Annotated in this window: 19 protein-coding genes; 9 read left to right on the forward strand and 10 right to left on the reverse strand. The window is 57.8% G+C overall.

Annotated elements, in window-relative coordinates; genetic code table 11:
* Positions 1–2,012: 2,012 nt before the first annotated feature.
* Positions 2,013–3,971 (forward strand): glycoside hydrolase family 127 protein, encoded by a 1,959-nt coding sequence (locus NLN62_RS11620; protein ID WP_254108843.1) that lies wholly within the window; start codon positions 2,013–2,015, stop codon positions 3,969–3,971.
* 453 nt (positions 3,972–4,424) lie between these two features.
* Here the strand turns inward: NLN62_RS11620 and NLN62_RS11625 are convergent, their stop codons facing one another.
* On the reverse strand, positions 4,425–5,666 hold the full coding sequence (locus tag NLN62_RS11625; protein ID WP_254108844.1) for an O-antigen ligase: 1,242 nt from the start codon (positions 5,664–5,666) through the stop codon (positions 4,425–4,427).
* A 1,360-nt stretch (positions 5,667–7,026) separates the two neighbouring features.
* On the opposite strand from NLN62_RS11625, the gene rfbB reads away from it, so the two are divergent.
* From rfbB to NLN62_RS11655, 6 genes are all read left to right on the forward strand, one after another.
* Complete coding sequence (gene rfbB, locus NLN62_RS11630) at positions 7,027–8,070, forward strand: dTDP-glucose 4,6-dehydratase (RefSeq protein WP_254108845.1); 1,044 nt, start codon at positions 7,027–7,029, stop codon at positions 8,068–8,070.
* A gap of 19 nt (positions 8,071–8,089) precedes the next feature.
* Complete coding sequence (gene rfbD, locus NLN62_RS11635) at positions 8,090–8,971, forward strand: dTDP-4-dehydrorhamnose reductase (protein ID WP_371933120.1); 882 nt, start codon at positions 8,090–8,092, stop codon at positions 8,969–8,971.
* The gene (gene rfbA, locus NLN62_RS11640) at positions 8,968–9,840 is read left to right on the forward strand and encodes a glucose-1-phosphate thymidylyltransferase RfbA (RefSeq protein WP_254108847.1); all 873 of its coding nucleotides are present in this window, start codon (positions 8,968–8,970) and stop codon (positions 9,838–9,840) included. Before rfbD ends, rfbA begins: the two co-directional genes overlap by 4 nt.
* Positions 9,827–11,836 carry a glycosyltransferase gene (locus NLN62_RS11645; RefSeq protein WP_254108848.1) on the forward strand — a complete coding sequence of 670 codons (2,010 nt, stop codon included), beginning with the start codon at positions 9,827–9,829 and terminating at the stop codon, positions 11,834–11,836. Before rfbA ends, NLN62_RS11645 begins: the two co-directional genes overlap by 14 nt.
* Positions 11,837–12,041: 205 nt before the next feature.
* Entirely contained in the window at positions 12,042–12,761 is a 720-nt protein-coding gene (locus NLN62_RS11650) for an ABC transporter permease (RefSeq protein ID WP_371932972.1), read from the forward strand.
* A gap of 2 nt (positions 12,762–12,763) precedes the next feature.
* On the forward strand, positions 12,764–13,546 hold the full coding sequence (locus NLN62_RS11655) for an ABC transporter ATP-binding protein (RefSeq protein ID WP_254108850.1): 783 nt from the start codon (positions 12,764–12,766) through the stop codon (positions 13,544–13,546).
* Between the two features lie 284 nt (positions 13,547–13,830).
* On the opposite strand, the gene NLN62_RS11660 is transcribed toward NLN62_RS11655, so the two are convergent.
* Entirely contained in the window at positions 13,831–14,010 is a 180-nt protein-coding gene (locus tag NLN62_RS11660; RefSeq protein WP_254108851.1) for a hypothetical protein, read from the reverse strand.
* A 189-nt stretch (positions 14,011–14,199) separates the two neighbouring features.
* On the opposite strand from NLN62_RS11660, the gene NLN62_RS11665 reads away from it, so the two are divergent.
* On the forward strand, positions 14,200–15,207 hold the full coding sequence (locus tag NLN62_RS11665) for a glycosyltransferase (RefSeq protein WP_254108852.1): 1,008 nt from the start codon (positions 14,200–14,202) through the stop codon (positions 15,205–15,207).
* Positions 15,208–15,876: 669 nt separating this feature from the next.
* On the opposite strand, the gene rfbC is transcribed toward NLN62_RS11665, so the two are convergent.
* The 6 genes from rfbC to NLN62_RS11695 all read right to left on the reverse strand — a co-directional run bounded on the left by rfbC (position 15,877) and on the right by NLN62_RS11695 (position 22,956).
* On the reverse strand, positions 15,877–16,449 hold the full coding sequence (rfbC, locus tag NLN62_RS11670) for a dTDP-4-dehydrorhamnose 3,5-epimerase (protein ID WP_254108853.1): 573 nt from the start codon (positions 16,447–16,449) through the stop codon (positions 15,877–15,879).
* 177 nt (positions 16,450–16,626) lie between these two features.
* Positions 16,627–17,631, reverse strand: a complete 1,005-nt coding sequence (locus NLN62_RS11675) for a glycosyltransferase family 2 protein (protein ID WP_254108854.1) — start codon at positions 17,629–17,631, stop codon at positions 16,627–16,629.
* A gap of 11 nt (positions 17,632–17,642) precedes the next feature.
* A complete protein-coding gene (locus NLN62_RS11680; RefSeq protein WP_254108855.1) occupies positions 17,643–18,230 on the reverse strand; it encodes a LuxR C-terminal-related transcriptional regulator in 588 nt (195 codons plus the stop codon).
* Positions 18,231–18,702: 472 nt separating this feature from the next.
* Complete coding sequence (locus NLN62_RS11685) at positions 18,703–19,758, reverse strand: toprim domain-containing protein (protein ID WP_254108856.1); 1,056 nt, start codon at positions 19,756–19,758, stop codon at positions 18,703–18,705.
* Entirely contained in the window at positions 19,758–20,981 is a 1,224-nt protein-coding gene (locus NLN62_RS11690; protein WP_371932973.1) for a strawberry notch-like NTP hydrolase domain-containing protein, read from the reverse strand. The genes NLN62_RS11685 and NLN62_RS11690 overlap by 1 nt, the downstream gene beginning before the upstream one ends.
* Positions 20,982–21,762: 781 nt before the next feature.
* Positions 21,763–22,956: a DUF932 domain-containing protein gene (locus tag NLN62_RS11695; RefSeq protein ID WP_254108857.1), complete on the reverse strand. Its 1,194-nt coding sequence runs from the start codon at positions 22,954–22,956 to the stop codon at positions 21,763–21,765.
* 290 nt (positions 22,957–23,246) lie between these two features.
* Here NLN62_RS11695 and NLN62_RS11700 point away from each other — a divergent pair, with 290 nt between their 5' ends.
* Positions 23,247–23,459: a hypothetical protein gene (locus NLN62_RS11700; RefSeq protein WP_254108858.1), complete on the forward strand. Its 213-nt coding sequence runs from the start codon at positions 23,247–23,249 to the stop codon at positions 23,457–23,459.
* Positions 23,460–24,046: 587 nt separating this feature from the next.
* Here NLN62_RS11700 and NLN62_RS11705 read toward each other — a convergent pair.
* Together NLN62_RS11705 and NLN62_RS11710 are read right to left on the reverse strand one after the other, a co-directional pair.
* On the reverse strand, positions 24,047–24,373 hold the full coding sequence (locus NLN62_RS11705) for an HU family DNA-binding protein (protein ID WP_254108859.1): 327 nt from the start codon (positions 24,371–24,373) through the stop codon (positions 24,047–24,049).
* 270 nt (positions 24,374–24,643) lie between these two features.
* Entirely contained in the window at positions 24,644–24,817 is a 174-nt protein-coding gene (locus NLN62_RS11710; protein WP_254108860.1) for a hypothetical protein, read from the reverse strand.
* Positions 24,818–24,906 lie beyond the last annotated feature (89 nt).

Here is a 24,906-nt window from a genome sequence, read left to right on the forward strand (position 1 = left end):
CCTTGTTCCGCCGGGGATGCCCCGAGCGCCGCGTGAGGGTCCTCCCATTGTCCCCGGAACTCCAGGATATCGTCGGCTGATGACCGTGGAGCGGTTAGAAGCCGAGAATCGATCGAGTCCCTGTTCTCTGTTGGGCGCCCGCTGGAACGGGCCACATCATCGGTAACATGCCCGCCTTCCCCGGAGGGGCGACGACCTCGGGGCCCGAGATCAGGTAAAATTTGGGGCTCACGATACTCACGAAGGGCTACCAACGCCGTCTTCATCGTCCAGCTATTCGGGAACGACTTATTGACGTGAGCGACTAGAGAGTTGTGATCGATTGCAGTTATCGTTTGCTGAGGCCCGAGAGAGTCCGCGAGCTTGCGCAAGCTCCTAACATACACTTCGACGGTGCTCGGTTTCCATCCCCGGCGCAGAGTAGCGGCCAGGATCGCGCTGTCGATGAGACGCGCGTCTTCCTCAGAGACTTCCATAACTGGGCGCTGGTTAACTGGAGCACCGGGGTCGCGATACTTCCGAAGCGCGTGCAACGCGGTACCCATTTCCGCGTCACGCGGGAAACACTTTTTAACGTGGGCGACCAGGAAGTCGCCATCGGCTCCAGCGATCGTATGGCCCTGCTCCTTGAGATGCATTCCCAAGCGACAAAGAGCCGTAGTGTAACCCTCGCTTGTTCTTGGTTTCAGATTCCGGCAATCAGCCTCGGCCCGGACCGCCTCGTCGATGAGCCTTGCATCTTCCACAGAGATTTCGTCACGTGGACGTTTCTTATTTGGAGGACCGGGATCGCGATACGCCCGAAGGGCGTTTAGCGCGAGAACCATTTGCGGGTCACGCGGGAAAGCCTTTTCGGCGTGAGCGACCAAAAAACCGTGCTCGACTCCAAGAATCGTTTGGCCCTGTTCCCCGAGATGATTCCCCAATCTACGAAGTGCTCGAGCATAATTAGTAACGGTCCCCGGTCGCAGCCCCCGGCGTGCAAACTCCTGTGCCGCGCCCTCGATGTAGCGACGATCTTTGTCAGATAGATGCGGCCAATATCGGTCTTGAGGGGAAGCCCCTCCAGAAACGAGAGCGTCGGCTCGGAGCGTCCCGTGCAAGTGCTGCTCGAAGCTTTCGGGCCTGTCCCGTTCCACCTCTTGCTCTTGAAACATGGCATCGCACGCTTGCCAAGAATCTGGATGGACGAAATTAACTGGGGGCACACTAACATTCCTGTCCGAAGTCAATCCGAATCACGGTGCCTACATGGGCTAGCTGTCGAGAGGCTGACGAGCCTTTCGGCCGGTGAGTGACGCGGTCGCCACACTTCTCATGCGCACCCCGTCGTCGACTCCGCGAAGCGGCTGCAATGCGCCCGGAGTATGAGCCGAAGTGGGCTACAAGGAAGATTGGGTCAGTGGACGCACGTGCACTGGCACACCACAGGGCGGCGTCCTGGCTCCCTGAACGCAAAAGACAACTCTTTGATCGCGTCATCACCGGACGGTAGGCCCAACGGCTGAGGGCGGCGCGACGCTTGCTCGCGAAACAATCGTGCATGGCGGAGGCGGCTTTGGCGCTGTCACGCGAAGGAGATCGCAAGGCGCCACGGTCTGTTGCCGCAGCCTCTGGGCCGAGCGTGGGGCGCAGAATCCGCGTTGAACCTGCACCAGGTCGAGGGCATGTTAGTTTCGGACGAACGATCTGTGCCTGTTCCCGGCACAGAAATTGCTGTCTTGATAGCGTGCTGGTCAGCGTGATGTAGGAAGATCGACAATGTCGTTCGCGTCGAGCGTCATAGAACGTCCCATTCTATTTGAAGAGGGTGCGTTCGCCCAGATGACATGCCCGACGGGACGCTTCAATTTCTCGTCACGCCAGAATTTGGACGACGCGGAAGGCGCATGAGCTGACCACAGCATGCAGAACGTGCTGGGGCCGCCAATTCGCACCCGGCAATCATGACGATAAGATATGGCGTGGGCTTTCGTGAACGATGCGCCCGTGCACCCGACAAGGAGAGCGAGATGGATGGTCCGATGATTACGGAAGTAAATCTCCATGACTTACGGATCACGGATCCGCTCATTGGAAAATACCAGCAATTGGTGAGGGAGGTGACGATTCCTCATCAGTGGGAGGCGCTGAACGATCGTATTGCCGAAGTCCCACCGAGCCATGCGATAGGAAACTTCCGGATCGCCGCCAACCGAGCAAAGGGCGAGTTCTACGGCACGGTTTTTCAGGACAGTGACGTGGCGAAATGGCTGGAAGCGGTCGCCTGGTCCCTGTGCCAAACACCCAATCCAGAACTGGAGAAAACCGCCGATGACCTGATCGACCTGATTGCGGCCGCCCAGTGCAGCGATGGTTATCTCAATACTTACTTCACGGTAAAGGCGCCTGGGGAGCGCTGGAGCAATCTCAGTGAATGCCACGAGCTTTACTGCGCCGGCCACTTGATTGAAGCGGGCGTCGCTTTCTTTCATGCTACTGGCAAACGGCGCCTGCTGGACGTCGTTTGCAGGCTGGCTGACCACATCGCCGTGGTTTTTGGCCCGGAGCGCCATCAGTTACATGGCTATGATGCCCATCCGGAAATCGAACTTGCATTGACGCGCCTCTACGAAGTGACGCAGGAGCGCCGATATCTCACACTCGCGAATTATTTCGTCGAGCAACGCGGCGCTGAGCCGCACTTCTATGACATAGAATATGAGACGCGTTCCGGTCACCGGAAATCACACGTAACGCCTTGGGTGGTCAAAGATAAAGCCTATAGTCAGGCGCACCTGCCGGTCTCGGAGCAGCGGACTGCAACAGGTCACGCGGTTCGGTTTGTATACCTCATGACTGGGGTTGCCCATCTGGCGCGTTTGAACCAGAACGAGCGGCTACGCCAAGCTTGCCTCCGGCTATGGCAAAACATGGTGCAGCGGCAGATCTATATTACCGGCGGTATCGGCTCGCAAAGCGCCGGCGAAGCATTCAGCAGCGACTACGATCTGCCGAACGATACCATGTATTCGGAAAGCTGCGCCTCGATTGGTCTGATGATGTTCGCCCGCCGGATGCTGGAGATGGAGGCGGACGGTCGCTATGCCGACGTGATGGAGCGTGCGCTCTATAACACCGTTCTGGGCAGCATTGCGTTGGATGGACGCCATTTCTTCTATGTCAATCCGCTTGAAGTTCACCCCAAATCGCTGCGGTCCAATCGCATCTTCAGTCATGTCACACCGGTACGCCAGCCCTGGTTCGGGTGCGCCTGCTGTCCGCCGAACATCGCGCGCCTTTTCACATCAATCGGTCACTACATCTATACGTCACGCTCCGACGCGCTCTATGTCAATCTTTACATTGGCAACAGTGTGGCGCTACCGGTCGGAGAGCATACGCTGCGCCTGCGCATGAGCGGGAACTATCCCTGGGAGGACCAGGTGGAGATCGCCGTGGAATCCGAGCAGCCCATCACCCATACCCTCGCCCTGCGTCTGCCGGATTGGTGCGGCGCGCCAGAGGCCAGGCTGAACGGCGAACCGGTCAATTGCGAGTCGCGCAAAGGGTATTTGCACATTCAGCGCACGTGGCGGCGGGGCGATCGCGTCGAATTGCTGCTGCCCATGAAAGTGCGCCGCGTGTACGGTCATCCGCAACTTCGTCATTTGGCCGGCAAAGTGGCTATTCAGCGTGGCCCTCTGGTTTACTGTCTGGAAGAAGCTGACAATGGGCCGGAGCTACACAATATTTGGCTGGATGCAGACAGCCGGTTTTCGCTTGTTGAAGGCAAGGGCCTCTTTGCCCGCAAGATTTTGCTGCAGGCTGAGGGGTTCCGTTTGCAGCATATGCTCTCTGAGGAAGCACCGCTTTATCACTACGACGAGGTGCCTGGACAGCGGCATCCGCAGCGCTTGACATTCATTCCGTGGTTCAGCTGGGCCAACCGTGGCGAAGGCGAAATGCGAATCTGGATCAATGAGTGGTAACCGGGGCCAAGAGCGGTAGCTGTTTGAAGCACACTTGGCCGAAGAGGAGAGGAGTGGTTGAGAGCCGGCATGGGCTGGTCCGTCGCATGCAGGGCAGTTGGCCTGTTCAAGAGCGACGGTCAGATCGATGTCTCAACTCGACTTTCGGCCTTTTAGCGATTCCAACTCCATCGACCTTCAAGACGGCGTTGGAAGCGTCAGCCTTTGAGAAGCTGACGGGCATCAGCATGGCCAATTGAAGGATCGCATTCAGCGGGCCTTGATTGCAGCCGGGCATACGGAGCGCGCGACATCCTGCAGAGTAAACTGGAGCTGCAGGGGCTAAGCACACTTGACCGATGGCCATTGAAGAGCGTTCCGCCAAAGCATTCTTGAAATGAACGGGGTGCGCGCCGGAGCGTCCCAGAAATCGTAAAGATACTTGGACGTGACGCGGATGCGGATAGATTTTGCCTACTCAACATTGCGCGAACCAGGCGCGATGGCGGACTCCAAAGGGGCCGGCTTACGACTCTCAATCTGCAACAGTTCTCCGCCTGCAATCCCGACCACCAATACGTAAAGCCAGCCTTCATACGCGTCCATCAGGTGCGAATTGAAAATCGAGCTTGCAATATTCTGCACTGTCGCAAGCATTCCGATCCAGGCGACTAGGGCCCTGCTGCAGAACAGCCGTACGTGCGCTATCCACATTGCCCAGACAAGGAGGATTCCAACGCTGCCCCATTGCACCGCGGCAGCAAGCGTCTGATTGTGAGGATTGCTCACAACCAGGGCCGATATTCCAGTTCGCCCAATCGATTCTTGCCCGAAAAGGCGTCGGATCGAACCAGTCCCATGACCCAGGACCGGTGCTCTTTCAATGAACTGAACCGACTTGCGCCAAAATTCAAGCCTTTCAGCTGCCGAAGGCTCTTTCTCTCCGATCTCGGCATCTGGCTGGAATGCAGCCACTTCTACGAAAATGGCAGAGACTTTTCGTTGGAGATTGGGAGATGTCTGCCACAACGCCGCGCATAAGATGCAGATTCCGATGAACCCAACCGACGCAGTTCTTGGGCTTGAGTAACGTATTGTCAGGAGGACCAGCATTATCGGCAAATAGAAGAACGCCGTTCGGGCGACATTGATGAAGGCAAGGTTGGCAAAGAACAGGAGACTGACCGCTCCAAGCACCGCAACCCAATAATGCTTTTGCTGAGACGCAGCCTCGAATGCCAGGCCTGCCAACGCCACGGCAACAAGCGAAAACCCTTGGCTTTGGTCAATGTAATTTCTCACGGGAACGCCGTGGCCACCGATTCTTTGAGCAATCGCCAATTCCGGCACTGCCGATGCAACGAACGAGTAGACCAGCAGAATCATGTTCGAGCCTACGAAGGTTGCGAACATCCATTTGGCGCGCGGACTGGATTGGAAATGGAACAACAGGAGCGGGAGCAACAGCAGCTTGGTCATCTTTCCCAAAGCACTGAGCCGCTCCGGCCAAGGTACTCCGCTTGCCCAGGTTACCCCTATCGCCGCTAGCAATACGAGCGCGAGCGGCAGCGCGCCGGCGGGATGACTGATAGTTGCGAGCATCCGCTCGGTACGGAACGTTGTCAAAATGCCAAAGAAGAGTACGACTCCAAGTATGCTGGTTAGGCTCGTCGACCAGGGTAGTCCGGCCACAAGCGCAAGCACGACGATGTCCACATTCCGCAGCCTCAGACTGTCCGCACGCCCGACCTCTGGGCCGCTCCAAATTGTGCAGGCGAGCGACGCCTCGATCACAAATCGCCGAGAACAAAGTAGAACAGCTGACATCATCTGCATATTGAGTACCCGTGTCCCATTGCGGCCGACCGCGGTCGCGCTGAGGCTTATGAAGCGGATCGATCGCCATGTCGTAATTGGTTGACGGTGTTCTGGAAGGAAGCGCGAAACAGGCGGTTACAATTTCTGTCACTGCCAACTTCCACCTAGCTGTTGCACGATTTCCCAAGCAGGAAACTCAGAAAAGAAGGGCTCTTTCTGTGTCGGTGATGCGCGGAAGATGATCCGGTGAGATTTCGTGATGGCAAATCCACGAGCTGACGGCCTTCGTTGTCTTTGCCAACCCTGTTGTCGAGCCCGCGATGTCAACCAAACGTGAGGCCCTTTTCCAAGAGCGCGCAGGTGGTGTCATTCTCGGGTCATGGACGTCGACGCTTCCTGCTGCCCCGCTCCTGCCAATCGCTCAACGGGATTGTCCTTGATCGGCGCAGCGAGGCCACACGCTGGTTTGGGAATCCCGGCGAGGCACATAGCAGTGGAATAAACGCCCCGCGCGTCCCATTTGGGATGGCATCTACCTGCCGCGGTTCCTCTCGCGAGGGGCGTAGGCTCTACTAGCTCGGAAAAATAGTCCGTTGAACATCAGTCTCCGTGTGAGGCCCCGGGCACGTCGTGCCTCGGCCCCACTCGCGCAACAGTCAGGGCCCTTCCATGAACAAGCGCCTTTTGCATTGAGCGGTCTTGTTTCGAGTCCATTCCAGGCGAACGCGCGCTGCAGTGATATTGGCCAGCCCACCATCGCTAGCGTACCGGCCAGAACCGCTGTTCCACACGATACACGGCAGAGGGGCAACCGAGATGATAGCCAAGAGCACGAAGGGCGTACTCGTAACCTTACGCCGTTCATGATCGTGGTGCGTTTGAGACACGGCTACATAGCGTAGACCTTGGGCCGCGCAAACTTCACGCTTCACCCGGCTGGCGAACTGTTGCCGATAGGCCGAGCAGCCGATCCGCGGCGAACGCTGCGCGCGACAATAACGAACCCGCCTATCTCAAATGGGACTGGCGCTCCCTCAAAGCTTCCCGCATGGGTACGTAAATCGATACCGACGGCCGGGATATGCAAGCTAACCGACGAACTCATCACTTCGGTGCGATCGCGCCATCGCTCGAGATGATCCCGTTTTCAAGGTCGATTGCAGGATGCCGTGGAGCGGTTCCCGGTGTCAAAGGACAAGGGCAGCCAAGACGGGCTGGCGTAATCCCGCCTTTCAGCTGCCGAAGCTTGAGCAATTGAATGCGCATTCTCGTATCGGGTGGCGCCGGCTTTATCGGGTCGGCGGTTTGCCGTCATTTCGTTTTAGAGCTCGGCCACGAAGTGGTCGTGTTGGACAAGCTCACCTATGCGGGGAACTTGGCGTCACTGGCACCGATTGCCAACGATCCGCGCTATCATTTTGAGCAGCGGGACATCTGTGACGAGGAGGCCGTCGACGCTCTGTTTGCGAAATATCGCCCCGATGGCGTGATTCATTTGGCCGCTGAGAGCCACGTTGATCGATCGATTTCAGGGTCTGATGTCTTCGTGCAAACCAATGTGATCGGGACCTTCGCCTTGCTCGAAGCTGCCCGGCGACACTTCTCATCTCAAAACGTGCCAGACTTTCGCTTTGTTCACGTCTCGACTGATGAAGTCTATGGTTCGCTCGGAGAGCGCGGACTATTCACTGAAGCAACGCCGTACGATCCAAGCTCTCCTTACTCTGCGACCAAGGCCGCATCAGATCATCTCGCGAAGGCCTGGTATCGAACGTATGGCTTGCCGGTGATCGTTTCCAATTGCTCGAACAACTACGGCCCTTATCACTTCCCGGAAAAGCTCATCCCGTTGATGATCCTCAATGCCCTGGATCGCCAGCCGCTTCCCGTATACGGGACTGGCTCGAATGTTCGCGATTGGCTCCACGTTGAAGACCATGCGCGCGCGCTTGGTCTCATTTTGAAGGGCGGACGACCGGGCGAGACGTACAATATCGGCGGAAGAAATGAACGCCAGAACATCGATGTGGTGCGCCAGGTTTGCTCGTGGATGGACCTCCTGCGTCCAACTGATCGGTCGCATCACGAGCTCATCCAATTCGTGCCGGACCGGCCGGGTCACGACCGCCGCTATGCTATCGACGCCTCGAAACTCGAAAATGAGTTGGGTTGGCGGGCCCAAGAAACGTTTGAGAGCGGACTTGCGAAGACGGTCCATTGGTACCTGTCAAACCAACATTGGTGGCAGCCTCTAAGAGAGAAGATATATGCCGGCGAACGCCTCGGTCTTGTAAGAGGATGAGGACATCGTGCGCCTCTACGTGATCGGGACGAAGGGACAAGTATCGAGGTCCCTCAGGGAGTTGGCTGCGTTCGTGAGCGACTTGGTCATTGGTTTTGCGAGCCGGCCCGAGCTCGATCTCGCGCGGCCCCAATCCGTGGCCAGTGCAATTGCGTCGTTCAGGCCGGATATCGTGATCAATCCGGCTGCCTACACAGCTGTCGATCGGGCGGAGACGGAACCCGATCTAGCCTATACCATAAACCGCGACGCGGCCGGCGAAGTTGCGAAAGCGGCAAACGCGATTGGTGCGACTATCATTCATCTCTCCACTGATTACGTTTTCGACGGCAAAAAGCCGGGCCCTTACGTGGAGACGGACCAACCTAATCCGCAAGGCGTTTATGGACGCTCCAAACTGGAGGGCGAGCTTGCTGTCGCCGCCGCCAATCCTCGCCACGTGATCTTGCGGACGTCTTGGGTTTATGCGCCGTTTGGGCACAATTTCCTTCGCACGATGCTGAAGGTCGGCGCGGAACGAGAGCGCGTTCGCGTGGTGGACGATCAACGGGGCTGCCCGACCTATGCGCCCGACATCGCAGCTTCGATCGTCTCAATCGCCAGAAGATTGAGACATTGGCAGCAGCAATATGGCGGGACCACCCACCTCGCCGGGTTAGAAGCTATGACGTGGCATCAATTTGCCGGTGTGATTTTTAGCGAAAGCGCGAAACGAGCGGGTCCCTCGGCCGAGGTCGAACCCATTTCGTCCGCTGAATATCCGACTGCGGCCGTACGGCCAGCCAATTCACAGCTGTCCACTGAACGGTTGCGCTCACTTTTCGAGATCAGCTTGCCATCGACACCATCATCCATCTCGGACTGCTTGGATCGCATTTCGCACGAGGAGAAAGGACTATGAAGGGAATCATCCTTGCCGGTGGGAACGGTACTCGCCTTTATCCAATGACGGCAGTGACATCCAAGCAGCTTCTGCCGGTCTACGACAAACCAATGATCTACTACCCCCTTACAACCCTGATGCTCGCAGGTATTCGAGACATTTTGATTATAGCGACGCCCCACGATCTTCCGTTGTTCCAGTCCCTCCTTGGAGATGGCGCTCAATGGGGGATGTCACTGTCGTACAAGGCGCAGCCAAAGCCTGAGGGGGTGGCGCAAGCCTTTATTATTGGTGCGACGTTTGTGGAGGGGCACAATTCAGCGCTCATCTTAGGCGACAATATTTTCTTTGGACACGGTCTTCCTGCGCTGCTTGCGAACGCACGTGCACGCACAATCGGCGCCACCGTGTTCGCCTATCAGGTTTCAGATCCTGAGCGTTACGGCGTCATCACCTTTAATGAGAGCGGCAAGGCCAATTCCCTTGAGGAGAAGCCAAGACAACCAAAGTCCAACTTTGCCGTGACGGGACTTTATTTCTACGACCCGCAGGTTGTCCATCTGGCAGCCGGTATACGGCCGTCGGCTCGAGGCGAGCTGGAGATCACCGATCTGAATAGGGCTTACCTCGATCGGGAGCAGCTTACTGTCGAGCGCATGAGTCGCGGCTTCACCTGGCTTGACGCCGGAACGCCCGACAGCCTGCTCACCGCGGCGGAGTTTGTTTCCGTGCTCGAGCGACGTCAGGGATTCAGAATTGCGTGCCCAGAGGAGATCGCCTTCGGACAGGGATTCATTGATCGCGACCAACTGATCCGGCTTGCCGGAACGTTGGGAAGAGGTGACTACGCGCGATACATCGTTGGCGTCGCCGATGGCCACAGCTGACATAGGAACATTGGGTCAGCATAGAGAGCGTGCAGAAGTGTTCCACAAACTCGCTTCAAATGAACACCTGGACTATTTGAGGTCGCGCGCGCATCGCTTACCGAACTGGATGCGCTCGCCGCTCAAACGTCTATTCAACGCTACGAACCAACTGCAAACTCGACAATACCAGAGGTGGGTACAACAATATGACACGCTCACCCCTTCAGATGTTGACGCAATCCGTCGCCATGTAGACCTCTTACGACACAAGCCCCTATTGTCGGTCATTATGCCGGTTTATAACCCACCGACCTGGGCTCTCCGTGCGGCAATTGAAAGCGTTCGCGAGCAATTGTACCCTAACTGGGAGCTGTGCATTGCCGACGATGCATCGCCGGATCGGCATGTACAAGCCTTGCTGGAAGAGTCGACGAGAGATCCTCGAATCAAACTGGTCAGGCGGGCCGTTAACGGCAACATTTCGGCCGCCTCCAATTCTGCGTTATCGCTCGTTCAAGGCGAGTTCGTCGCCTTGATGGATCACGACGACGTCCTTTCTGCGCACGCCCTTTATGAAGTTGTCGTGGCGCTCAATGACCGCTCCGATCTCGACATCATATACAGCGATGAAGATCAGATCGATCGGCGAGGTCGCCGTCAGTCACCCTATTTTAAGACCGACTGGAACAAAGAACTGTTCTTGGGCCATAACCTCATTAGCCATTTGGGAGTCTATCGGCGCTCTCTGCTGGAGAGTGTCGGCGGATTTCGATTGGGCTTTGAAGGTAGTCAGGACTACGATCTCGCGCTGCGATGTGTTGAATCCAGCTCACCCGATCGAATTCACCACATTCCAACTGTCCTTTATCACTGGCGTCGCGATTTTGGAGCGAGGTCGTTCTCCGAAGCAACACCCGCGCCGTGTGCTCAAGCGGCTCGGCGGGCCATCGATGAGCACCTGCAGAGAGGTCATGAGAACGCCGTCGCGGAATCACATCCTGTTTTGCCGCATTGGGTGCGTGTTCGCCGAAGGCCTCCAACAACGGCGCCGACCGTCACACTCATCGTCCCAATGCTCGTCGGAACAGGTTTGCCAGCCGCTCGCGCAAGAGATCTCCTTGAGCAGACCGACTATCCCAACGTCGAGCTTCTTGTCGTCGAACACGAAAGCCGATCCACAGAACGCCAATCGCTGCTTCATAGGCTCAGTGACGATCCCCGCGTTCGTACCCTCACCTACAGGGGGGCGTTCAACTATTCTGCAATGGTCAATATGGCGGCCCGTCGGGCAAACGGAGCAATACTCGGTTTGTTGAGTGATGAAATTGAGGTCATCAATCCGGGTTGGCTTTCCGAAATGGTCTCATGGGCCGTTCGAGACGACGTGGGTGCAGTTGGGGCCAAGCTGGTCCATTCGGATGGTCGCGTTCGACATGGCGGGTTGGCGCTCGCTTTGCCCGGTATTGCCAATCCGTTCAATTATCGATTGCGCCGAAATGCCGCCGGGTATTTCGGTCGGAACGCGCTGGTTTCCGAAGTCTCTGCCGTAGCTGGAGCCTGTCTTCTTGTACGAAGATCGGTGTACGAACAGGTCGGCGGACTGGATGACATCAACCTGCCCGTTACGTTCAATGACGTTGACCTTTGTCTGAAGATCAGACGCTGCGGGTACCGGAACATCTGGACCCCGCATGCGGAGCTCTATCATCATCAATCGAGGGGCGAAAACTCCGACGCGCACCTGGATAATTCGAAAGATGTGCGAGCCGAGGCCGCCCACATGCTCAAAACATGGAGCCTGGAGCTGTCGCGTGATCCCTTTCACAACGACAATCTCGTCAATGACGCGACAACCTCCTTTGAACTCGCGTTTCCTCCGCGACGCCGGAAGCCGTGGCAAGGTCAACTAGCGGCGCGTGATCATTCGGTGATTCGGCAGCCCTTCAGCAAAGAGACTCCGGTTCAGGCGCGCATAGCATCCAGATCCACTGCCGCGGGCCGACTGCATGATTGATGCAACCGACTTCAGACCTAAAGTCTTTGCAATCTTGAGACAAACTCAGCACGCCGCGAAGTAACCGAGCAAGCCGATGCATCCATTGTCTGTTGATCGAAGTCAGTTCGACGTCCGCCTCCCGGCAACGACTACCGCTCGAGGCTTCAAGAGTGCCCGCTTGGATCTCCTGGATGGCCTAACCCATTGGAGGCTTTGGGGGTCCTTGGGTTGGAACGAGATCGTCCAGCGGTATCGGCGCTCCGTTCTGGGCCCGTTTTGGTTGACCGCCAGCATGGGCGTCATGGTCATCGCTTTGGGCGTGGTATATGCGGAGCTCTTTCAGCAGGAAGTCGACCGATTTATTCCGTTCTTCTGTTCCGGCATGTTGGTCTGGACGTTGATGGCGAGCTATTTGACTGAGAGCGGGACGCTGTTCACCGGCTCTGAGTGCTACATCAAGCAAATTAGCTTGCCTTTCTCGGTCTATGTTTTTCGTTTCAACTGGACCAAGCTGATCATTTTTGCACACAATTTCATCGTATATTTGGGCGTTGTTATTTATTTCAGAATTTGGCCTGGATCGGTTGCCCTTTTAGCGGTCGTTGGCCTCTTGGCCATTGTCGTGAATGGGATCTTTGCAAGCCTGACAATTGGAATGGTCTCCGCGAGATTTCGCGACATTCCGCAAGTCATCAATTCGGTCGTCCAAATTCTGTTCTTTCTCACACCGATCTTTTGGCGGCCGGACTTACTGAGGGGACACGCCTTTATCACCCGATACAATCCGTTCTTTCATCTGCTGCAGGTGGCGCGCGCGCCGCTCCTGGGAGAGATGCCATCAACGGAAAACTACTGCGCGGTCGTATTGATCACAGTCCTCAACATCGGCGTATCAGTCTATCTGCTTTCGCGCTTCCGCGGCCGAATCGCGTATTGGATCTAAGGATGGTTACATCAGCCTTTGACCGGACGGCTCTGCTTGCGTTTGACGATGTAAGCGTTTCCTTTCCTATCTACCAAACAGGTTCGCGCTCCCTCAAAAAGCATCTGTTGTTTCGTGGCACAGGCGGCCAGCTTGCAACAGATGCCAGTCATCGGATCGTCGTCGAGGCGCTCCGAAACGTCTCTTTGCGGTTGACCGCCGGTGATCGCATAGCTCTCATCGGAAGAAACGGGGCCGGTAAGACAACCTTGCTTCGAGCAATGGCCGGAGTCTACCAACCGACAAGCGGGAACGTAACGTCCCGTGGCCGGATTTCACCTCTGTTTGATATCGCCTTGGGAATCGACGCTGACTTGAGCGGATACGACAATATCCGGCTGCGTGGCATGCTGCTTGGGCTAAGCTCGAGCCAGATAGAATCGCACATGGCGGACATTGGCGATTTTACCGGGCTCGGTGACTATCTGAGCATCCCGGTACGGACCTATTCATCGGGTATGATGACGCGATTGACGTTCGCCGTGGCAACCTGTTTCTCGCCGGAAATCCTATTGATGGATGAGTGGATCATGGCTGGCGATGCAGCTTTTCTTGCCAAAGCGCAGCACCGTGTAGCTTCCTTCGTAGAACGAGCCAGCATCCTGGTGCTTGCTTCTCACAGCTTCGAAATTTGTCGGCAGTGGTGCACCAAAGCCATTTGGATGGAGCGCGGTCGAATCCAGATGTTTGGTGAAATTGAGGCCGTCCTACAAGCATACGCGGAGATCTGTGCCGGTGGTACTTGATACTTCCTAGCGTCTGTTCGGGACTGAGCTTAAGGCCGCGCTGCAAGCAGGTTATTTGCGAGGCGGCGAAGCCTCAAGATAGTGCCAATCCGCGGGAAGACGCCTCGCATCAGGATAGGTCTCTGATTGAGAACTGTGCCGATGCCAAGCTGAACAGAGAAGCCGATCGCTTCAAAGCGATCGTGAATCTCGTCTACCCCTCGCTTCACGACAAGGTGCGTTCAAGAATGACGCTGACGGTGACGCGTTTGGCCGCGATAAAGAGCCCGGAAGTCTCGCGTTCTTCACTCGCCGCGCGTAGGCCGGATGGTCGACGCAGATGCGTTGAGGATCAGGCGCCAGCTGCAGGCCTGCGCGAGCGCGACGACATCCGATACGGGATCGTTTTGATGCACGTCAGCGATCAGCACATCGCCGTAAGAGAGATCGACAATGCGCGGCGCAGGATGGACCGGCGCCCACATGGCGCGCTCGGGGTGGCCTGCTTGCTTATGTCGGACGACCACGTGTCTTGGTCGTCTAGGGAGCGCTGATCTATATCGGCGATACGACTTCCGCACAGCGCTGTCGCCAACTTGTTCGGCACCCAGATTGCGATAGATTCAACTTTAGATTAGATCCCCTTCACTGCAGGTTGACAACTAGGAGTTCCCATGGGCGCGTCCGATGATCTCTCGATCGTGGCTATTATTCCGATGTACAATGGCGCCATGTTCATCAAAGAATCTGTCGCAAGCGTGCTGGCTCAGACCCTTCCCCCGAGCGAGGTTCTGGTTGTGGACGACGGCTCAACCGATAATGGAGCGGCCATCGTCGCGAGCCTGGCGATGGTACATCCGAAGATCAGGCTGCTTCGCAAGCCGAACGGCGGCCAATCGTCTGCTCGAAATTTTGGTGTCTCCCACTCCAAAAGTCGTCTGATTGCCCTGCTTGATCAGGATGATGTCTGGCATCCTCATCACCTCGAGAGGCTGTCCAAGCCATTCCAGAAGAAGCGCGGAATTCCACTTGGCTGGGTCTACAGCAACCTTGATGAAATCGATGAAAGCGGCGGAATGGTCACAAAGCGCTATTTGGATGGGGTGCCCGCTCAACACCCAAAACGAAGCATTATCGAGTGTCTGGCCAGGGACATGTTCATCCTGCCATCAGCCTCACTCATCTCGCGGCGAGCATTCGAGGCCGTCGGTGGATTCGACGAAAGGCTATCCGGTTATGAGGATGATGACCTATTTCTACGGCTGTTTCGCGCCGGATACGATCACGTCTATCTTGACGAACCTCTTTCGAAATGGCGCATCTATCCAGGCTCGACATCGTATAGCCCGCGCATGGCGAGGTCCCGTATGATCTACGCATACAAGCTTGCGACGACCTTTCCCGACAATCCTCGTCAGAATCGGTATTTCGTCCGTGACCTGATCGCGCCGCGGTTTTACGCAAACCTGCACGGCGAATACGTAACGGCTGTTCGCCGCGGTGACCGCGAGGCAATCAACCGTGTCCTTACCGACATCGGAGCGATCCTGCCGCACTTGAGGAAGCGACATGCTTTGATGTTTCGTTCGATGGGCACTTTGCTGCGCGATCCAATAATCGGCTACGTAGGTGTCGGTATCAGGCACTGTCTGACAGGACTGATCCGGGCTCGTGCGTCGTGAAGGCAGGCGCGGTGATCCACGAAGCAGCGAAGACAGTCTCTGAGCAGATCGCAACGGTTGATGATCTCATGAAACGGGGGGCGATCTATTGCGCGGGTCCCACACATCTAGACGCGCAGGGCAAATAACCGCGTCACTCCATCCAAGACATGAGCAATTTTTGGCCGCAGAGGCGCGTCGCTCTCGGGGATAGGCCTTCTGCTGCAAGGTTCAGCAATCATCTTTGGCTGAACTATAAGAAATGGCCTGAGCCGTAAGGCCGAAAGTCGCTGCCCTGACGGTCGACGGCCTGTCGCCTGCTCGGCGCTGCCAACCCGGCAAACTGTATGCATCCTGGTCGGTCAGAAATATATCCGAACATGCATCGGTGGTTGCCCCGCGCAACACGCTGGTTCTTGGAAGATGCCGCGACGGGGCTCAATTGGTCGCGTCGATGTACCGATAGAGGGCAGCGGCTACGTGCTCGGGGACCGGTCATAGTAAGCTCGGAGGTCAAGCGATCATGCTGAGAGGTGCTCTCTTCGCCAGGATTTGAGATGACGCTCACGCCACGAGGATACATGCGCCATGCTAGGGGGTGATCGACGGCCAATCAACACCAGACCAGGCACGGTGCTGTCGCTGCAGATACCTGGCCGGTTGTTCCAAAGCGAAGGCTGGAGGCTGATGTCAAACCCGCGCTTCGGAGCATACATCTGTCAAGTCCCTAAGGCGCGGATACCGGCTGTCCTTGTCCGAGAGAACTGCACTCGCACGGCGTAGAGGCCACTCGATCCCGAGGTCGGGATCGCTCCAAAGAATGCCCCTATCGCAGTCTGGTGCGTAATAATCGGTGACCTTGTAAAGGACCTCCGTATTCTCTTCGAGCGTCATGAAGCCATGCGCGAAGCCTGCAGGTACCAGAAGTTGGCTCCCTGTCTCAGCCGAAATCATAGCATTCACGTGCTGACCATAGGTCGGTGAGTTGTCGCGTATATCGACGGCAACATCAAAGATGGCGCCGCGTACCACACGCACAAGCTTTGCTTGCGCACGCGGTGGGATCTGAAAATGTAGCCCTCGCACGGTGCCTGTCGCAGCCGAGAACGAGTGGTTATCCTGGACGAAATCAAGTTCAAGGCCACCTTCCAGCAAGGCGCGCTTATTCCAGGTCTCAGAAAAAAAGCCTCGATGATCGCCGAACTTCGGTGACCGGATGAGCTTCACCTCCGCGATGGCAAGAGACTGGATTTCGACCGTCATGTGACTTCCTTTCGATGGTATTGAATACGACCGCGGGTCTTCACCATGGAGCGTGTGAGCGCTGCGAATAGCAAACGAAGGCGAGTGGGCAGGCCGATCAGATATGAGGGAGGCTTCGAGGTGATAGCCGAACAAAATTAGGCCGCAAACGCCCAAGCTTTCGTCGGAAGCAGATCATCAAACCTTGTTCGCGATCACAGCCAACAGCATTGCGAGATTTGCGAGCGGCGTCTGCCGGTAAACTCCGGACCGCCACAAGTTCCACAAACGTCGCGGGAGGCTTTCCGCTAGGCGCATCTCAACGAATCTCTCGAGAACACTCATGTTCTCCTCTGTCATGCGGTGTGATAGGTGGTGCATCAGTGCCGTGACATTGAGGGAATTCCAGCCTCGCCACTGACCCGCAAGGATCTTCTTCGCGCGATGAACGGCGGCTTGAAAGCCCAGATTTGACCCAACCAAGTTGTCCCGATGCTGACGATATCTCACCGAAGGAGTCTGATCATAGAAGATCATCCCGCCTGCTGCAGAGACCGTAAGATAAGTCATCCAGTCATGGGCGACAACGATCTCATCGGGCACATGCCGGAGTAGATCGCCGGCAAGCCGATTGAACACCATAGTGTTTCCCCCTCCGACATTTTGGACAAGCGCGTTTCGAAAGCTCGGAGGACGTTTGAATGCGGTCGAGTATCCAAGATGGCGCCCTGCTTCATCGATCAGTTCAGTTCGCGAACAGTAGAGCGCGGGCTGGTCGCGCGGCACGGTGCGCAGCATGTTGATCGCCCTGCCGAGCTTTTCGGCATACCAAATGTCATCCTGATCGCTGAAGGCGAAATAATCCGCTTCAATTTTGCCATCGCACAACAAACTTAAGAAGTTGGCCGCAGCTCCCGTGCGAGGGCCACAGCGCAGGGTCACCTCCTGCGGCACGCCGCCCGCGAAGTCCTGAATTATATCGTGGGTTCCATCGCTGGATCCGTCATCCGAGACATGGACGGACCAGTTGGGGTGGGTCTGCTCCGCATATGATTGGAGTTGTTCGGACAGGAAACGTGCGCCATTCCTAACAGCAAGCAGGATAGCTACGTGTGGGCTGTCCGTGTTGCGATCGCTGGCAACAACGAAAGCCGGTCGGCTATTTCTCATAAAGGCGGCCCAAGATGCAAGCTGCTCACACATTATTCGCAGCACTAACGAAGGCGGGACAACAGCGAGATCAACTCGCCCTGTCGCTTGGTCGCGGTCCGCACAAAAACGGCTTTGAGGTGATTGCGAGCCGTTCCCGCGGAAATGTTCATTTCGCGGGCGATTTCCTTTAGCGATTTTCCCATGACGAGGAGTCGTGCAAGATGTGCTTGAACGCGAGTCAAGCCGAAGATCTCTATAAGAGAAATTTGAGAAATGACAGGCATCTCATTCAGATCCGTCAGGAGAAGAAGAGCGCCGATGTCACAAGTCGAGCTTTTGCAGGGCCACTCTTGCCAGACGGCTTCGATAATGATCGGTCGACGATCCGAACGATGGATTACGACTTGCGAAGCGAAAATCTCTTGCGAGCAGGACGCCAAACGGACCCGATTCAGCAACTCCTCCAATTTCATGCGCGATTGGTAATCGGTGACGTAAAGACGCCGCCCCCGCACGAAGAGCTCGCCGTCAAACAGCTTTGAAGCCTTGGCGCTCACAGCCAGCACCGAGCCGTTTCGATCCATCCAAATGGCCGGACAGTTGATAACGTCGAGCACGCTGATGATGCTCGAATACTCCTCCGGGTTCATGGAGGACTGAGGGAACGCGGCTCTTCCTGCGCACAAATCAAGCATTTCAACTCTACGCGTCGTTGGTCATGAGCAAGTCTCCAAGCGTGCCTACAACCTGACGTAAGGTGCGGTTCAAGTGAATTTCCAACAATTGGCGGATCTCTCTCCGATCTGCCGCCCAGCGAGAATAAAGCTTCCCACTCCGGAACAACGACGCGAGTTCCACTTTTCCCTACCCGTTCCGATTTTCGCCTCGCCAGGTCCGAGAATTTGCAGCAGCTGAGGCAAGGTGACTTCAAGAACGAGTGCTGGATCTTGGTTGTGTGACAGAACCGACTTACTCCCGCGCGTGCCGCTTTATCAGCCTTGGACTAATCCACGATGCGAACGTGCTTTGGGCTGCGGCGCAGAGATCGCCTTTTTGAAGTCGGCGCGGCTCTGTCGGGCATGGGCCTCACCAGATCGGTCAGGACGGCAGAACAAACATCTGTCACCTGGCCGTTCCCCGGCGTATGAAGCGAACGACATCCTGCGGCGCGAGTTGGATGCGCAGTGCCGCTCGCAGCGCGCCGAGGCCGAACGTTCGCAGGTCCTCGTTGAAGTCTGAAAGTCGAGGCGATAAGGCAATCGCCTCGACACCGGCCTGCATGGCGCGCTCGGTCAGGGCCGCTACCGCGAGAGCGCCTGCCGCATCGGCATCGCGTGCAATGTAGAGGCGACGTAGCGTCAGCGGAAGCCGCAGGGCGGCAAGATGGTTTGCGGAAAGCGCAGCAGCCATTGGCATCGTCGGAGCCGCGCAGCGGAGCGAGAGCATCGTCTCGATCCCCTCTCCCGCCGTAAGCACCTCATCGGCGGCACCGAATCTGACCGCGTTACCGAGCAGATCGCCCATGGCACGTCGCGGCGTGTCGATTGGCGCTTTTCCGAGGCGCACGCGATCGAAGCCGTGAGGATCAAGCCAGGTGCGATGCACGCCAGTAATCCGACCATTTAGATCCGTAACGCGAGCGATCAATGCCGGCCAGATCTCTGTTTCGGTGTCCTCATCGGATCGGTAGTAACAGTGCGGGTGGAAGCGCAGCTCACCATCGATGCAGCAAGGTGCAATGCCCCGGCCACGCAAATAGGCTTCCGCGAGAGTTCCGGCGACCAGCCGCGACATGGCGTAGAGGCGCACGGCCGCCTCGGGCGAACCCGCCAGTGCTTTATTGTGCGCAACCTTAGAGGATGGCGCGGGGGTCGAACGAGGCAAGTTGAGAAAACGCCGCGCCTCCCCGGCAACGTCACGGAAATCAACAAGCCCGCAGCTTTCGCGGATGATATCGAGCAGGTCGCCATGCTCACCCGTTGCAGCGTCGGTCCATTTGCCGGCTGGCCCCTTGGGGGAGGCCATCAGTCGCACGAACATCGAGCGTCCCGGCGTGTTGCGGGCATCACCAACCATCCAGTAGCGGCCTTGGAGCCGGCCGTTGGAGAGATAATGGCGGCACACCGCCTCGGCCTCACGCGCGAGACGATGTGCCAGTTCGGAAAGCGGGCGTCCCATCACGCGGCCTCGCGTTCAGCGATCCGCCTAAGCGGATAGCGCTCCCGCTTTTGGGCGCGGATCCCAGATCGGGTCGCATCTGCCGGGACGAACCTGCGCAGCTTCCAGGAGATGATCTCGCGGAAAAGGCCGTAAGACTTGGGACGGTCCCCCATCGTGCCGTTGAACCCGGAGACTTCAGTGCGGTTTACATCCATCACTCGTACGCGGCGGAGCTGAAGATCTTCGGCGAGCTCGAAAACGGGCTTCCCGGCGTGGCTCTCCTCGAAGACGATCATTCGGTCGAAGTCGGAGCCCAACCATTCAACGATCTGCGTTACACGCGAAAGCTTTTCGCCGCGTTCGTCGGTGGGCAGCGTAGCGTGGGTGGTAAATCGGACGCCTTCCGAAAGCCGGATCGGGGTGTCCTGACGGAAACGCGACAGCGGTCTCACAAGCAGCCGCGCCATGCCGGGCGCGGACCAGTCGCGCTGCGCATCTTCGATCAGTTCGTCAGACTTGCTGATCCAGACCGCCCGGCGGCGGCCCTTGAGCCAATTGTCGAGCAGGATACCGGCGACCTGCCCCTTGCCTGCGCCGAGCCGGACGTCCGACAGAACACCATCGGCCATAAGACTTGAAGGCCGGTGCGGACGGTCGTTCGGCTTCGGTAACGCAACGGACTCCACCGCCGCGGATTGCACGAGCTTGATCGGATGTGCGCACGATCCGGGAATGCGGATCGACTGCAATTCTTCGGCAAAGGTGGCGAGCAAGCCGGTCCGCGCTGAGGGCTTCAAAATGCGGTCGGCCGGCGTAATGCCGGCTGCGGTGCATGCCGCAAGCCCGAGCGGGATCGGGGTCGAGAATTGCTGAAGCGCCTGACAGTCCTCGGAACGCCGCGTATGGATCTGCAGACACTTTACAGTTCTCGCGAGCAGGGGCAGCATCGCGACCGTCGAACCAGGCTTGGACCGCATGACCGGACCAAACTTGCGCACAAATAGAACGGTCGCCGCCTCGAAAGTGTCATAGGCGGTCTTCCAGTTCCAGGCGCCGTCCGCGTCCGAGGCGCCAAAGGCAGCCTTCATAGCGCTGCGCAGGACACCGACATCGATACGACGGTCGCGTTCGAGGTCCGTCAAGAGCTGCCGCGCAGCCCTGACGACGGCGGAGGTGATATTTGCAGCGGCACGCATCGATAGCGGCGCGGCGACAGCGCCGCCGGCGAGAGATTCGGTCATGGCAGGATTTCTTTCGGAGAGCAGGAGCGGGTCGAGCCGGCTGGCGCTCTCTCTGGACCAGGCCGGCTCAAACCCGTAACGGCGGCCCTCTCAGCTCTTATCACGCGGCCGCCCTCACGCCGGGCCACCAGGCGATACGGGCCTCGCGCATCGCGTTCGTAAGCTGCAACAACGGATCGCCCTGGCAGCGCCGCGGCGCGCGGAAGCACACGAGATCGTGCCCCTGCAGCTCATCGAGTACTGGAAACGCCGCGCTCCCGCGCGAACACGGCGAAACGCGCTGCCGGACAGACTACCGCGAGCCGGAGCTGCTATTTGATCATGTTGATGGAAACGAAGAAAATAGCCGCGATGTCTTGCTCGGAACAGCCTTGTTCGCGCAACGTCTGGGATACACGAAACTGGCCCGAGGGGATGAGGCGCGACGCGATGAAACGATATCGGCGAGCTGAGCCTCTTCCGCGCTGATCTCGGTGATCGCATCACCGACAATGCAGCGGACCGACGCGGTCTTCACAAGGCGTCCGCTTCACCAGGAGTCCAAGCGCGCGATAGCGGCGGCTCCCGACACTCTGCAGCAGTATCTTGCGGTGCACTTTCTGTGCTGCACGCAACTGCGAGTTTGCCAACGGGTCCCCGCCGAAAGCCGTCGCGGGATTATGGGCCCGCGACGGCGTCGCATTCCGGTCTTTTCGAGAGGAAGCACAACTAAAATCCGCGCATCGGAAAAGCGCAGACGCACCGAGCATTAAGATCCGAAAAATGCCCGGCGTCGCGGAAATCACGCCACCCGATCGAGCAACTTCTTGGCTTTGGCCTCCATGTCCAGGCGGGCATCCTGATGCGGCTTGTCGCGCGCGACGGCGGTGATGCCCTGCACAAAATCGAAGATGCTTTCAGGCGGACGGCCTTCCTCCGCCAGCACCGCGTCGATCACCTTGCTTGTCTCGGCCTTGGAGAAACCGCGGCGGCGCAGAAACTCGGTGCGATCCTCGTCGCCGCGCGCCACGATCCGCTCGCGGGCGGTCTTAATGCCATTGACGAATGGCATGGGTGAGGAGTTGGCGAAGTTCAGCAGCGCCGGAGCGGCCTCGTGAGCAAAGCGGGAGGCTGCGTATTTGGAATGGCGGATGGTGATTTCCTCGAAATCCTCCACGCCCCACAAATTACGGTTTTGACAAACTGCACGGAGATAGAAGCTCGCCATGCCGAGCGTCTTCGCCCCGACTTCCGAGTTCCAGCAGTAGAAGCCGCGGAAATAGAGGTCAGGCGAGCCGTCCCGGAGACGACCAGCTTCGATCGGGTTGAGGTCATCGACGAGGAAAAGGAAGACGTCCCTGTCCGATGCATAGAGGGTGGTCGTGTCCTTGGAAATGTCGACACGTGGATTGTAGATCCCGGTCGACCAGTCGAGCACACCCGGCACCTTCCACCGCGTATCGCCCGTGCCATTGCCGGCGATGCGCTGCACGGCCTCGACCAACTCGTGGTCATAGATCCGCCCGTAGTCGGGGCCGGTGACGGCGCGCAGCTCAACGCGGCTATCCTCGGTCTCGAGCGTCTTGATCTGTTCGACGCGATTGGCGGTCAGACCATATTGCAGGTTGATGCCTGCGAGTGCCGCGGGGAGCTGTCGTAGGTAAGCGGCTGGAGCGCCAACCTGGCTTGCAAGCTGGCCGAAGCTCCAGTGGGTCGGCGCGACTGGCTTGTCCGAGCCGGGCAGCATCAGTGCCAAGCGTTCGGGGTCGGTACGGCTTGCTTCCACATGGATGAGCGCGCTTTCGACCACGCGCGTCCTGCTGCGGTCCGTGCGCTCGCGCACCGTGCGGGCCAATTCGTTGAGCGAGAGATAACGCTCATCAGCGGGACGAGAAAACCACTCCGAGGACACCCGACCGACGCGCTCGCCGCGACTTACATCCACTCTGTAGCCGCCGCTTGTATCGCGGTGGGCATCAAGAACCTGCGTATTCATGGGGGCAATCTCCATGACGGGCGCCGGAAGACTCTCCTCCGACCCTCAACCCGTCACGGCCTACACCGCTCCACTCTTCCTCTCCTGCATCGTCTGTCGCCGAAGCCTTACGAAATTCCGCGCCAGCCGCAGCTTCTGTCAGGATGGAAGCCTGAAGGGCGAAAACCCGGCTCAAGCCGGGTTTTTCCGCGCCAGCCGACAGCCCGGTCCCGCAGGGACACGACAAGCCATTGGGGGGCTGATCAGCAAAACCCGTCGATGAATACATTGCGCGTTTTTGAAGCGATATGATGCTGCGCGCCGACGAAGTTCCGCATGCGGAATCAGCAAAGCGATGGCCGCGCGTCGAGCGGATCATTGAACGTGCTCGGATCGGTATAAAAGAGATTGATCATATCCAATGTGCGATTGCCGAACGCGCGGCATTTGAACAGCCGCCTCGGAATGCTTTGCTTCTTGGCCACTGCTCCCCCTTCAGCGGCGATTCGGGTCCGAAATTCTGAACGATCCGGAGATCGGTTTTAGCACCACGTTCTCGGCCCAGTCGATATTGGCGAAAGGGCTTGCCTGTTGCTGGACGAATGGAGGCGGGATCGGAATCATCCTCGACCAGATCGCGGCGAAGTATGTAAAGCTTTTCGCGCATCTTCGCTGTGATGCTTCGGGCAGTGCACAAGAAGCCTCAATTCCTCCGGGTCGACTTTGTGGATGACAATGGACACGTCTGTCAGGGCAACGACGCTATCGCTATGGTTTGGTTTCTTTTTAGCCGCGACTGTCATGGGAAACCGATCCGGCAATTGCTCGGAAAGAGCATGGCCGACCGCCACGTCGATTTCGGCCGGCTGTCGGCCAGCGCGCTTCCGCTTCGGGTATTGGCGGCACGCTAACTGCAATCCATCGCTACACCCACTCCCCGACCTGCGTCGCGAGCGCATTCAGACCTCTGAGGCGAGCCAAGCGCGGGCCGAGTAGCTGCATTTCGTAGCCCTTTGTTTGTGGGCCAAGCCTCGCTTTGCGAGGCTGTCCAACGCGGACTCCGTTGATTGCCTCTGGCGCCGACGCCCGCCTCGGCTACTCCAGCCGCATTTTAGCCACTGAGAGCGGGGGCCTCTTCATACCGCACCGCGTCTTTAGCAACCTTGAGCGGTGACGCTTTAACCGATTTGCTGGCTGGCTTGGCCGCGAATTCCATCGGCTGCTTCGTGAAGGGATTAACTCCGCTACGGGCCTCAGTAGCGGGCTTGTTCACCACCGACATCTTTACGAAGCCGGGAATGACGAACTCACCGGACTGGTTCAACTCCTTGTAGCCTACACTCGCCATCTGCTCGATGACGGCCTTTACGTCAGCCTTGGAAATCTGCGTTCCTTCAGCAATCGCGTCAATTAGCTGGTTCTTGGTCATCTTGGGCATGGGGGATTCCTTTGAGAGCCGCAAATCGATTCAAATGTGTGAGCTACGCCGGCATCGTTACTTTGTTCGAGCACGGCAATGCCGCATGAATCGCTTCTCGTTCACGCCGAGGTCATGAGGTGACGGGCTTTAAACCTATCGGAAGCCAAAACACAAGGATCCGTTCGAGGTGTTTCCGACATCCCGCCCACTTCTTACGTCGGATGTTACGTGGCCATCGACCTCGGCAAAGTGCACAGCCTTGCCCGCCAGATCGGGCGAGCGCTGCCCCTAAGCAAACCCGCCCCGGGGGTTACAGGCCAGACGAGGGATGATCCATGAAGCGCGAGGATCGCCGTGGATCATGATCCTCGGCACGATCAGGATCGCCATCATCATCGGCGCGATAATCGCCGTATCATTATCAGCGCGATGATGATCGGCACTGATCATCGTCGGCGGCATGGGCTTGATAGCCGTCCTGTCCCGGCCGTTGGTCTGTTGGCGCTGAGGTAGCTGGAAAGGCGTTTTCCGCGGATTTAGGCCATTGGCCG

Source organism: Bradyrhizobium sp. CCGUVB23, assembly GCF_024199885.1.
Taxonomy (GTDB): domain Bacteria; phylum Pseudomonadota; class Alphaproteobacteria; order Rhizobiales; family Xanthobacteraceae; genus Bradyrhizobium.